This window comes from Guyparkeria sp. WRN-7, assembly GCF_001641825.1.
Taxonomy (GTDB): domain Bacteria; phylum Pseudomonadota; class Gammaproteobacteria; order Halothiobacillales; family Halothiobacillaceae; genus Guyparkeria.
The window spans coordinates 61,869-74,266 of record NZ_LRFH01000004.1; the positions used below are offsets into that span (position 1 = coordinate 61,869).

The following is a 12,398-nucleotide window of genomic DNA, read 5'->3' on the forward strand; positions in this document are numbered from 1 at the left end:
GTGCACAATAGCGCATTTTTACCGTAAAGTCATGGTGATAGCTCGACGGAGGGAGCCCAGGTGAATCTGCTGCCGCGCCACGAAACCCCGCTGACGCTGCGCCGCGTGCTGCTGTTCACGAACTTCTTCCTGATCATCGCCGCGGTCTATCACCTCAAGCCGGCGAGCCGGTCGCTGTTCCTCAGTGCACTGGGTGCCGACGCCCTGCCGTGGGTCTGGATCGCCACCGCGGTCGCCCTGGGGCTGACCATCGGCCTGTACCACCGTCTGATCGCGCGCTTCTCGCGCATCCACGTGGTGCTCGGCACCTGCGTGATCGTCATCGGCGTGTTGCTGGGGCTCTATCCGCTGATCGACAACGGCGGCTTCCTGCCCGCCTTCGTCTTCTATGTCTTCGTCGACATGACCAGCGTGATCCTGGTCGAGCAGTTCTGGAGTCTCACCAACAGCATGTCCACCACCCGCGAGGGCAAGCGCTGGTACGGCTTTATCGCCACCGGCGGACTCGTCGGCGGGGTGGTCGGAGGCATTGCCTCGAGCGCATGGATCCGCCAGTTCGGCCTGGAGACCATGGACCTGCTGCCGATTGGGGCCGCCCTCTTCGGTCTGCTCGCGCTGCTCACCCTGCTGATGGGCCGGCTGGGGCTGTACGCGGAAAAACACGGCGTGGAAAACCATGTCAGCCCGTCGACCGGCGATTGGCGCGCCATTCTGCATCACCGTTACCTGCTGCTGATCGCCGTGATCCTGCTGCTCGCGCAGATGGCCGAACCGATCATCGAGTACCAGTTCATGAAGGTGGTCGAGGCGACCATCACCGACCGGGACGCGCGCACGGCCTACCTGGGCGCCTTCTTCAGCGTGCTGAGCGCGGTGGCCATCGGCATCAACCTGCTGATTACGCCGCTGATCCATCGCTGGCTCGGGGCACTCGGCGGCCTGTTCGCCCAGCCGCTCGCCGTGCTGGCCGGCAGCGTCTGGTTCATGTCACAGGCAACCCTGCAGGCCGGCGCCTTTCTCAAGATCGCCGACCGCGGCCTGTCCTATTCGATCAACCGCGCCTCCAAGGAACTCCTGTACGTGCCGATCGCACCCCTGCTGATGTTCCGCGCCAAGGCCTGGATCGACATGTTCGGCTATCGGCTGTTCAAGGTGACCGGTTCACTGCTGATCCTGCTGCTGACCCAATGGATTCCCTGGCCACTGGAGACCACGGGGCTGGCGTGGCTGGTCATCGGCATCGCGCTGGTGTGGATGCTGGTTCTGACCCGTCTGGGGATCCGCTACCGGGACATCCTGGCCCAGGTCGAGACCATCCGCCGCTCGCCCTGACCCACGACCACCACGGCAACGAAAAAGGCCCGGTCCAGGACCGGGCCTCGTCTGTCACCGGCGCAGGGCACGGCCGTCAGCCTTGCCCGCCGCCTTGCTTCGTGAAGTGTTCGGCGAATTGCTGGAAGGCGCCGGTGAGCTCCATCGGCAACGGGAAGAAGATCGAGCTCGCCTTGCCGCTGGTCGACATGTCCGCCATGGTCTGCAGGTAGCGCAGCTGCAACGCGGCCGGGCTCTCCTCCATCATCCGCGCGGCGTTGACCAGCTGCTCGGCGGCCTGGAACTCGCCCTCGGCATGGATGACCTTGGCGCGCCGCTCGCGTTCGGCCTCGGCCTGACGTGCGATCGCGCGGATCATCGACTCGTCGAGATCGACGTGCTTGATCTCGACGTTGGTCACCTTGATGCCCCAGGCATCGGTCTGCTGGTCGAGGATCGCCTGGATATCGTTGTTGAGCTTGTCGCGCTCGGAGAGCATCTCGTCGAGATCGTGCTTGCCGAGCACCGAGCGCAGGGTCGTCTGCGCCAGCTGACTGGTGGCGGCGTAGTAGTTCTCCACCTGGATGACCGCCTTCTCCGAATCGACCACCCGGAAATACAGCACCGCGTTGACCCGGACGGTGACGTTGTCCTGCGAGATGACGTCCTGGCTGGGCACGTCCAGGGTAATGATGCGCAGGTCGACCTTGACCATCTGCTGGATCACCGGCACGACGATGATCAGGCCGGGGCCCTTGACCCGCTGGAACCGGCCGAGAAAGAACACCACGCCGCGCTCGTACTCGCGCAGCACCCTGAGCGACATCGCGATGATCGCGATCAGGATGACCAGTGGCACCACCAGAAAACCGAAATTGCCGAGCATCGTGCTTACTCCTCCCGGGCCGGTCGGCCCTTTACTCTTCTTCGTGTCGTTCCGTCTGTCTCTATTCCGCCGGCTCCACGGTCAGCGTCAGGCCGTCGATGGCCACCACTCGCACCGTCTGTCCGGAACGAACCGGCGCGCGGGCACGGGCGTTCCACAGCTCACTGTGCACCCAGACCCGCCCGGTGTCGTCGAAGTCCTCGCGAGCCGTGCCTTCCATGCCCACCATTTCCTCGTAGCCGGTCGCGGGCTTCTTGCGCCGCACGTCGAGGAACCGGCCCAGCACCCAGATGGAAAAGCCGGCGATACCGATAGCCACGCCGATGATCAGCGGCAGGGCGATATTCAGGTTGGGGTCGTCCCAGAGCATGATGGATCCTGCGGTGAAGGCGGCCAGGCCGCCGATGCCGAGCGCGCCGAAACTGGGCACGAACGCCTCGGCGATCATGAAGACAATACCCAGCAGGATCAGCGCCAGCCCCGCGTAGTTGAGCGGCATGACCTGCAAGGCGAAGAAGGCCAGGATCAGCGCGATCGCGCCGATCGTCCCGGGCACGATCGCGCCGGGGTTGGCCAGCTCGAAGATAATGCCGTAGATCCCGATCAGAAGCAGGATATACGCGATATTCGGATTGGTGATCACGGCAAGCAGCTCGGTGCGCCAGCCCGGGTCCTCGCGCACCACCTCGATCTCCTCGGTCGAGAGCGTCCGCGGCGTGCCGCCGACCAGCACCTCGCGCCCGTCCAGCTGGGCAAGGAGATCGGCAACGTCCTTGGCAACGATGTCGATCACGTTCTGCTCGAGTGCCTCGCGCGCGCCGAGGTTGGCGCCTTCGCGGACCGCCCTCTCCGCCCAGTCGGCATTGCGACCGTGCCGTTCCGCCAGCCCGCGGATGTAGGCAACCGCGTCCTCGAGCACCTTGCGCTCCATGGCGGTTCCAGCCTCGGCGGGCGCGCCCTCGCCATTTCCGTTGCTGCCCTCGTCCGGTGAGGGCATGCCGGGCAACCCGCCCCCACCGAGTTGCACCGGCGTGGCCGAGCCGAGATTGGTCGACGGCGTCATCGCCGCGACCGGTGAGCCGTAGAGGATATAGGTGCCGGCACTGGCCGCTCGCGCTCCGGCCGGGTGGACGTAGCTCGCCACCGGCACGCGGGCCTGGAGAATCGCCTGGATGATCGAGCGCATGCTGGAATCGAGCCCGCCGGGCGTATCGAGCTGCAGGACGACCAGTTCTGCACCGCGGGTCTCGGCCGACTCGATGCCGCGAATCACGTAATCGGCGGTCGCCGGCGTGATGGCGTCCTGGACCGTCAACTGGATTGCCTCGCGCGGCCGATCCTGGGCCGAGGCGACGAGCAACCAGGCCAGCCCGGCCAGACCCACCAGAAGCCAGGCCAGCCGCCGCCACACGACCCGGGACACCTTTCCGACTGGGGATGCTGCCTGCATGCCGATCACCTGTCTCCTTGCCTCCGGCTACCAACGGGCACGGACCTTCCGCACCCGAGACCAGCATAGGTCATTGGCCTGCCCGGGGCATGCGCCCACGAAAAAGGCCGCCCATCGGGCGGCCTTCTGCGTCAAGTCCCGAAAACGGCCGTCAGCCGCCGGTCATCGACATGAAGCGGATGACCTTCTCGGGCTTTTCCGTGAACTCGTGACGCTCGGGCTTGAGCGCGATCGCCTGCATCAGCGCCTCCTTGAGCTCGTCGTCAGGAATGCCCTTTCTCAGCAGCGGGCGGAAGGAAAAGCTCTCCTCCTGGCCCAGGCACATGTACATGGTGCCGTCGCAGGACAGGCGCACGCGGTTGCATGTCTCACAGAAATGGTCGGACATCGGGGTAATGAAACCGACCATGGTGTCGGTGCCCGCCACCTGCAGGTAACGCGCCGGGCCGGCGCCGGTGACCGAGTTGACTGCCGGAATCAGGTCGTATTTGGCCTTAAGACGCTTCTTGACGTCCTGGAGGCTGACGTAGCGATCGATGGCGTCACGGCCGGTCTCGCCCATCGGCATGGTCTCGATCATGCGCAGGGTGAAGCCGTTGTCGATGCAGTAGTCGAGCAGGTCCTCCATGTCGTGCTCGTTGAGGTCCTTCATCACCACGGCATTGATCTTGATCGGATCGAAGCCGGCCTCCTTGGCCGCGGCCAGACCGTTGACGACCTTGTCGACCTTGCCCTTGGTGATCGACTTGAAACGCTCGGGGTCGAGGGTATCCAGACTGACGTTGATGCGGTTCGCTCCCGCCTGACGCAGCGTATCGGCCATCTTGTTCATGCGGGTGGCGTTGGTCGACAGCGACACGTCCTGGATGCCCGGCATGGAGGCGACCCGGCCGACGATGTCCTCGATCCCCTTGCGCACCAGCGGCTCGCCACCGGTGATACGCACGTGAGAGAGGCCCATGTCGGCCATCACGCCCACCAGCCGCTCGATCTCGTCGGGCGTGAGCCAGTGCTCGGGAACCTCGAAGTCCTTGAAGCCCTCGGGCATGCAGTAGAAACAACGCAGGTCGCAGCGGTCCGTCACGGACAGCCGCAGGTAGTTGATGGAACGGCCGAAGGGGTCGGTCAACTGCTGCATTGGTCTTGTCAGCCCTTGCCTGGACCATGCGGACATCCGGGTCGCATGGGTGTCTGTAGAAAGCGTGACCGGCATGGCGGCCGATCGCGCGAGAATGGGCCCGGACGGGACCGAGGGGTCGGAATCGGCCTCGACCGGGGCCTGCTATGCAGGAGCAAGTGAAACGTGCGTCATGTTCACTTAGACATAACGGTATCAGCCGCGGACGAAAATGCAAGGGTTATGTCGAGAGAAACCTAACGCCACGCACGCCCTGCCCGAGGCCAGCACTCGGCTCAGGCCTCGTCGACCCGCCAGTGCCCGCTCTTGCCACCGCGTTTTTCCAGCAGACGCGTCTGCTCGATCACCATGCCGCGATCGACGGCCTTGCACATGTCGTACAGGGTCAACGCGGCGACCGACGCCGCCGTCAGCGCCTCCATCTCCACGCCGGTCTGCCCGGTGACGGCACACTCGGCCGTGATGTGCACGGCATTTTGGTCCGGTTCCGGCGTGAGCTCGACCTTGACCTTGCTCAGCATCAGCGGGTGGCACATCGGGATGAGATCGCCGGTGCGCTTGGCCGCCATAATCCCGGCGATGCGAGCGGTGGCGAGCACGTCACCCTTCTTGTGCCCGCCTGAGAGGATCAGCTCGAGCGTCTCGGGCTGCATGACGATGCGCGACTCGGCCACGGCGACGCGCTGGGTATGCGCCTTGTCGCCGACATCGACCATGCGGGCCTCGCCCTTCTCGTCCAGGTGGGTGAGTGTGCGGCTCATAGACCAAGCTCCTTGAAGGCGGTGTATTCGACCGTGTCGCCGGCGGCGAGACGGGCATCGGGCGGGATCAGGGCGAGACCGTCGGCCCAGGCGAGCGAGCTCAGCAGCCCCGAGTTCTGGTCCGGGTAGGCCTCGAGCATCGTCCGCCCCTCACGCTCGACCCGGCGCACGCGGATGTACTCGGGCCGATCCCCGCCGCTGCGCGACGCGGCCAACGGCAGGTGCAGGCGTGGCCAGGCACCGGGGTCGCCCTGTCCGGCCAGCCGGTCGATCGCGGTGCGCACGAAGCGGAGGTAGGTGACGAAGGTGGAAACGGGGTTCCCCGGCAGGCCGAGAAACGGCGTACCCAGCACCTCGCCGATCGCCAGCGGCTTGCCCGGCTTGAGGAAGATGCGCCAGTGGTCGATGCGCCCCAGCGCCTCGACACCGGCACGCACCAGGTCCGCCTCGCCCACCGACACGCCGCCGGAGGTCACGATCAGATCGGCCTCGGCCGCCTCGCGCAGGCGCGCGTCGATTTCGGTGTGGTCGTCCGGCAGACAGGCCCGCTGGACGATGTCGACCCCGGCGGCCTTGAGCAGGGTTTCCAGCATCGGCCCGTTGGCATCGTAGATCTTGCCGGGCGCAAACGGCTCACCGGCGGCGAGCAACTCATCACCCGTGGTCAGCAGCGCCACCCGCACCCGGCGAGCCACGGACACCTCGGCCAGCCCGGTGCTCGCGATCAGGCCGAGCATTGCGGCCGTGATGCGCGTGCCGGCGGCCAGCAGCGTCTCGCCTGCACGTGTATCCGCACCCGTCTGACGCACGCCGTCACCGCGGGCAACATCTGCCTGCCAAACGGCCCGGTCACCATCGATCTCGACCGACTCCTGGGCGATGACGGTGTCGGCGCCTTCCGGCAACAAGGCGCCGGTAAAGATACGCATCGCCGTGCCCGTCTCGAGCCTCGCCGGCGGATCACCGGCAAACTGCTTGCCGACCACCGGGGAGCCCTCGCCCGCAACCAGCGGACCGGCGACCGCATAACCATCGAACAAACTCAGCGGGGCAAACGGCACATCCCGCGGCGCGCTGACCGGCTCGGCCAGCACACGCCCCACCGAATCCAGCACCGGTACCGATTCGCTCTGACCAAGCGGCTCGATCCATTCGCGCAAGCGCGCAACGACGTCTTCGACGGCTTCCATCAGCGCGACCCTTTCCGTTCAGTCCTCGAAATCGGCAAACCAGCGACGGCGCGCCGCCTCGTCGCTCTCGCGTGCGTCCACCCAGCGGGTGTTGCCCTCGGGGTCGACCTCTTTCTTCCAGAAGGGCGCATGCGTCTTGAGGTAGTCCATGATGAAGGTGCACGCCTCCAGCGCATCACCACGGTGAGCGCTGGCAACGGCAACCAGCACGATCTGGTCGGTCGGCCGCAGGTGCCCCACCCGATGAACAATGCTCACGCCGGCCAGGGGCCAACGGGAAATCGCCTCGTCGGCCACGCGCTCCAGCGCCCGTTCGGTCATGCCCGGGTAGTGCTCCAGCACCAGGTCACTGACCTCGAGATCGTCATTGATATCGCGCACGGTGCCGAGAAAGCTCGCCACCGCCCCCACGTGGGCGCACTGCGAACGCAGCTCGCCAAGGACGCCGCCGATATCGAAATCGGCCTCTTGAACTCGGATGGAACGGTACACGGTTATGTTCGATGCCCTGCTGGATATTTCCGGCAAACTATAACGGCCCGGCCCGTGCCGGCCAAGGACGCGATGGCCCGCCGGCGCCAGAATGCCGCCGGGCTCCAACCGCCGGTTGACGCGCGCAGCGCCACTGATACCCCATTAAATGTTCAAACCCCCCTCTCGGTTGTTAATTAGAACCCGCTGATGTAGATTGCTGCCGGTTCAATTTTTTGATCGGGCCATCGATCATGGAATCCTGTCTGGATTGACCCGGCCGGAAGACCCATGAACAATAGCGGGTCCATTGGCGACATCGGCAAGCCGCCGGCCTGTCCTCAAAAGAATGCGCGCCTTCTCGGTTGTCGGAGAACCGGAAGGCACGGAATGGATCTAAAGCATGATGATCCGACCAATTGCCTACGATGCAGGAGTGAGCAATGTCAGAAACCACACTTGATCAGACGCCGCAGAGCGATGCCCGCGAGGGCGTGGCTTCCAGCGACCGTCGCAAATTCCTCCGCAAGAGCGTCGCGCTGGCGGCATCTGGCGCTGCCGCTGCAGCTGCCGGCAATGCCTACGCTGGTGACGTGAAGCTGGAGACCGTCACCGAGCCGCTGAAGCCCGGCGCGACCCGCAACATCCTCGGCCGCGGCGTGGTATCCGTTCCCTACGGCATGCCGTCGAAGTTCGAGAAGCACGTCGTTCGTCGCAACGTCAGCTGGCTGACCGCCGACACCGTCGCCTCCATCAGCTTCACCCCGTGGCAGGACCTCAACGGCATCATCACGCCGAACGGTCTGCACTTCGAGCGTCACCACGCCGGTGCCGTCGACGTTGACCCGGAGACCCACCAGCTGGTCATCCACGGCATGGTCGACAAGCCGATGGTCTTCTCCATGGAAGACCTCAAGCGCATGCCGTCGCACACCGCCATCCACTTCCTCGAGTGCCCGGCCAACGGCGCAATGGAGTGGCGCGGTGTCCAGATGGACTCCATGCAGTTCACCCACGGCATGATGGCCTGCTCCGAGTGGACCGGCGTCAAGCTGACCGACCTGATGGAATACGTCGGCGTTGATCCGAAGTCGACCTGGCTGTACGCCGAAGGCACCGACGGTTCCGCCCTGCAGCGTTCCATCCCGATGGAAGGCGCCAAGGACCAGTTCGGCGAGCCGATCCCGGCCGACCAGTGCGATATGTACAAGGACGCCATGATCGCCTACGCCCAGAACGGCGAAGCGCTGCGTCCGGAGAACGGCTACCCGATCCGCTTCCTGCTCCCGGGCTGCGAAGCGAACATGTCGATCAAGTGGCTGCGCCGCATCAAGTTCGTCGACAAGCCGCTGGTCACCTACCAGGAGACCCGTCACTACATCGAGCCGCTGCCGGATGGCACCATCCGCCAGTTCTCGCTGGTGAACGAGACCAACTCGGTCATCAACTACCCGTGCCCGGACAACCAGATGAAGGGCAAGGGTGCCTACGAGATCCGTGGCATCGCCTGGTCAGGTCGCGGCAAGATCGCGCACGTCGACGTCTCCGTCGATGGCGGCAAGAACTGGCAGGAGGCCGAACTGGTCCAGCCGGTCATGAGCAAGTGCGTGACCAAGTTCAAGCTGCCGTTCGAATGGAACGGTGACGAGCACCTGATCATGAGCCGGGCCACCGACGAGACTGGCTACGTCCAGCCGACCCTGATGCAGCTGCGCAACGTTCGTGGCACCAACAGCATCTACCACAAGAACTCCATTCAGGCCTGGAAAATCGAGAAGACCGGCGAGGTGAAGAATGTCCAAATTGAAAACTTCTAAGTTCGGCCTGGGTCTCGCGGCCGGTGTCATGGCCCTTGGCCTGAGCACCGCCGGCATCGCAGCCGACGAGTTCAACGGCATCGGCGCGAAGATCACCGAAAAGGCGGTCGAGCCGTGGGACATCAGTGTGTTCTACGACGGCACCAACCTGCCGGAAGGCTCGGGCACCGTCGAGGCGGGCCAGAACCCGTACGACGCGAAGTGCGCCATGTGCCACGGTGCGTTCGGTGAAGGCGCCGAGGGTTACCCGAAGATGGCCGGCGATCCGATGCCGGCGTTCATCAAGTCCCTCAAGCAGGGCCTCGATGGTGTGGGTAACCGCGGCGTGAACAACGCCTGGGGCCACGCTCCGACGCTGTTCGACATGATCAAGCGCCACATGCCGTTCTACGCACCGGGCACCATGGGTGTTGACGAGTCCTACGCGGTCACCTGCTACGTCCTGAACCTGGGCGGCATCGTGCCGATGGACTTCACCTGCAGCGACAAGACGCTTGCAGACGTCGACATGCCGGCACGTGACTACTACGTCACCGACACCCGTCCGGACGTCGACAACGAGCGTTGCATGAGCGACTGCTACGACTACGACCCGAAGGTTGTCGGCGCTGTGGTAACCGGCGTCAGCGAGTAAATCGCGACCAACCCTCGCTAGCAGAAAGCCCCGCCACTGGCGGGGCTTTTTTTGTGCCCATCGACTTATGTCCGGAAAGACATCATGAAAGCGCGTCGTCCGTCACCGCTGAAGCGACCTGCTCGGCCCGCTGCCGTAATTCGCCGGCGTTTTCCAGTCCGGCCAGAAACCGGTGGGGAATACCGCTGAGACCCACCTGTGCCCCCGTAAGCGCACCGGCCAGCATCGCCCGGGCCATGTTCTGGCCACCGCCATTGACCGCGTGCAATACCGCCGCCTCAAAGTCGTCTGCAAACCTTGCCGAGAGGTAGTAGGCCGCCGGAAGCTGGTGGTAGATGGCGCAGGGCATGCCGTACACCAGGGACACCTTCCAGGGCGGCTCAATGCGCACCTCCGGATCGGCAGCCGCTGTTGCGATGAACGACGGTGTCAGCAGGGCATCAGGCGAAGCGAAACGGCCTGCCCGGGGCGGGTCCGGCTGACCGGGCCGAGGCGGCTGAAGGTCATCGCTGGTGACGGCATGGAACGGCAGATCACCGCTTTTCACCAGCGCCATCAGCTCAGCGGAGATGTCACTGTCGAGGCGACGACCCTGAACCAGCAAGGCCAGAAGCGCACCGAACGCCACCGTCATCGACACCACCGTGTCGTCCACCTGGGTCAGCACGGTGTTGTCGGCAATGGCAGCAGCCAGCTGTCGTGGCCGGAACGCATAGCGCACGGCAATGGCAAGCGTGCGCTCGATGGCTTCGGTGGTATCGGCGTGGCCACCCACCTCCCCCCACGGCAGGCCCTGCTCGACCCGTTTTCGCCAGGCATCCCGGATGGACTGGCTGGTGTAACCGCCGGGACCATGGGCCGGGGTGCCATCGAGCAGCGGAAAGAGATCCTCATCCAGCCGTCGGCAGAAATCGTCCTGGTCGTACCCGTTCGACGCCACCAGTGAACGCACCATCAGGTCGAGGATAATCCCCGCCTGAGAGGACTGGCCTGCCTTGAGGCCGTCGTGATAACGGCCGGGCTTGGGGTCGGTGTAACCGTCAATCCAGTCCCCGTAATCCCGACGCAACTCGTCAAGGCGGTAGTACCAGTGCGGACCCAGCGCCAGGGCGTCTCCGATAAAGGCCCCCATGATCGCGCCCGCGGCACGGTTTCGGACATCCTCACGGTTGGTCATGGATCCTCCGACGAGGTTGCGGCAAAGACAGTCTCTTCACAGCGGTCATGAACGAACAAGGCGGGACAGACGGCTGCCAGCCGCTGCGCTCAACCCGCCCCAGCGGGCCTGCAACCTCCACCGCTCCCCTACCAGGACGGCCTGAACACGCCCATTTCCCCGTGACTCCCCGGGAATCGGCCATCGCTTTTAAGCCTAGTCGGCCGGCCGGGCACATTCACGACCCTGGAGAAAGGCAAAACTCAGCCGAACCGTTTTTTGCAGCTTTTTTGTGGCTGCACCGGCAGAGCAACCCGAAGACGGGACAGATGCGACTGACAAAAGAAAACCCCGCCGAATGGCGGGGTTGTCGACCCTGACGACGGCCAGTGACGCTGCGGTCAGCCCATGAAGCCGAGGATCGCGTTGCGCACGGAATCGAGGTCGGCGTCGATGGTGACCATGGTGGCCTTGTCCACGCCGGGCATGTCGCCGGTGCACTGGTTGATTGCGGTGTCCGGATCCTTGAGGCCGTTGCCGGTCAGGGTCAGGACGATGCTGGAGCCGTCCTGGATCTTGCCGGCCTTCAGATCGTTGATCAGGCCGGCCAGCGAGGCCGCCGAGGCCGGCTCGCAGAAGATGCCCTCGTGCTCGGTCAGCATGCGCTGGGCGGCAAGGATCTCGGCGTCCGAGACCTCGGCGAACCAACCGCCCGACTCGTCCATCACCTTCCACGCACGGTCCCAGCTCTGCGGGTGGCCGATGCGGATGGCGGTGGCGACGGTGTCCGGGTCGTCGACCATCTCGCCACGCATGAACGGCGCCGAGCCGCTGGCCTGGTAGCCGACCATCTTCGGCCGGTTGCCGCCCGAGCCGCCACCGGCGAACGGGCACTTGCCGTTGCAGTAGGCACAGGACTCGGTCACCTGGTCGCCGGAGACCGCGGAGAACTCGCAGTAGCCGATCCAGTGAGCGGTGATGTTGCCCGCGTTGCCGACCGGCAGGCAGTGGTAGTCCGGCGCGCGGCCCAGCTCCTCGACGATCTCGAAGGCGGCGGTCTTCTGCCCCTGCAGACGGTACGGGTTGACCGAGTTGACGATGGTCACCGGCGCTTCTTCGGCGACTTCCTTGACCAGGCGCATGCCGTCGTCGAAGTTGCCGCGGATCTGCAGGATGGTCGCGCCGTACATCATCGCCTGGGCCAGCTTGCCCATCGCGATCTTGCCGTCCGGGATGATGACGAAGGCGGTGATGCCGGCTCGCGCGGCGTAGGCCGCGGCCGCCGCCGAGGTGTTGCCGGTCGAGGCGCAGATGATGGCCTTGGAACCCTCCTCGACCGCCTTGGTGACCGCCATGGTCATGCCGCGGTCCTTGAACGACCCGGTCGGGTTGAGCCCCTCGAACTTGACGTAGATGTCCACCGAGCGGCCCAGCACCTTGGGCAGGTTGTGCAGCCGGATGAGCGGCGTGGCACCCTCGCCCAGGCTGATCAGGCGGGTGTCGTCGGACAACGGCAGACGGTCACGATACCGGTCGAGCAGACCGGTGTAGCGGCTTTGATGCGTCATGGAGATCTCGCTTGGA

The 12,398-nt window shown here is 65.1% G+C and carries 11 protein-coding genes; 3 read left to right on the forward strand and 8 right to left on the reverse strand.

Annotated elements, in window-relative coordinates:
• Positions 1-60: 60 nt before the first annotated feature.
• Complete coding sequence (locus AWR35_RS02895; protein ID WP_082663872.1) at positions 61-1,332, forward strand: Npt1/Npt2 family nucleotide transporter; 1,272 nt, start codon at positions 61-63, stop codon at positions 1,330-1,332.
• A 76-nt stretch (positions 1,333-1,408) separates the two neighbouring features.
• Here AWR35_RS02895 and AWR35_RS02900 read toward each other — a convergent pair whose 3' ends face one another.
• From AWR35_RS02900 to AWR35_RS02925, 6 genes are all read right to left on the reverse strand, one after another.
• On the reverse strand, positions 1,409-2,197 hold the full coding sequence (locus AWR35_RS02900; protein WP_058574461.1) for a slipin family protein: 789 nt from the start codon (positions 2,195-2,197) through the stop codon (positions 1,409-1,411).
• 61 nt (positions 2,198-2,258) lie between these two features.
• Entirely contained in the window at positions 2,259-3,647 is a 1,389-nt protein-coding gene (locus AWR35_RS02905; RefSeq protein WP_058574660.1) for a nodulation protein NfeD, read from the reverse strand.
• Between the two features lie 151 nt (positions 3,648-3,798).
• Positions 3,799-4,785, reverse strand: a complete 987-nt coding sequence (gene moaA, locus AWR35_RS02910) for a GTP 3',8-cyclase MoaA (RefSeq protein WP_058574462.1) — start codon at positions 4,783-4,785, stop codon at positions 3,799-3,801.
• 275 nt (positions 4,786-5,060) lie between these two features.
• Positions 5,061-5,546: a cyclic pyranopterin monophosphate synthase MoaC gene (gene moaC / locus AWR35_RS02915; protein WP_058574463.1), complete on the reverse strand. Its 486-nt coding sequence runs from the start codon at positions 5,544-5,546 to the stop codon at positions 5,061-5,063.
• On the reverse strand, positions 5,543-6,736 hold the full coding sequence (gene glp / locus AWR35_RS02920) for a gephyrin-like molybdotransferase Glp (protein WP_058574464.1): 1,194 nt from the start codon (positions 6,734-6,736) through the stop codon (positions 5,543-5,545). Before glp ends, moaC begins: the two co-directional genes overlap by 4 nt.
• 18 nt (positions 6,737-6,754) lie before the next feature.
• Positions 6,755-7,228, reverse strand: coding sequence for a molybdenum cofactor biosynthesis protein MoaE (locus AWR35_RS02925; protein WP_058574465.1), 474 nt, complete (start codon positions 7,226-7,228; stop codon positions 6,755-6,757).
• A gap of 422 nt (positions 7,229-7,650) precedes the next feature.
• On the opposite strand from AWR35_RS02925, the gene soxC reads away from it, so the two are divergent.
• Positions 7,651-9,024, forward strand: a complete 1,374-nt coding sequence (soxC, locus tag AWR35_RS02930; protein ID WP_058574466.1) for a sulfite dehydrogenase — start codon at positions 7,651-7,653, stop codon at positions 9,022-9,024.
• Positions 9,002-9,658 (forward strand): cytochrome c, encoded by a 657-nt coding sequence (locus tag AWR35_RS02935; RefSeq protein WP_156413916.1) that lies wholly within the window; start codon positions 9,002-9,004, stop codon positions 9,656-9,658. The genes soxC and AWR35_RS02935 overlap by 23 nt, the downstream gene beginning before the upstream one ends.
• An 82-nt stretch (positions 9,659-9,740) precedes the next feature.
• Here AWR35_RS02935 and AWR35_RS02940 read toward each other — a convergent pair whose 3' ends face one another.
• On the reverse strand, positions 9,741-10,835 hold the full coding sequence (locus tag AWR35_RS02940) for an ADP-ribosylglycohydrolase family protein (RefSeq protein WP_058574468.1): 1,095 nt from the start codon (positions 10,833-10,835) through the stop codon (positions 9,741-9,743).
• Positions 10,836-11,215: 380 nt separating this feature from the next.
• On the reverse strand, positions 11,216-12,382 hold the full coding sequence (gene thrC, locus AWR35_RS02945) for a threonine synthase (RefSeq protein WP_058574469.1): 1,167 nt from the start codon (positions 12,380-12,382) through the stop codon (positions 11,216-11,218).
• Positions 12,383-12,398: the final 16 nt, after the last annotated feature.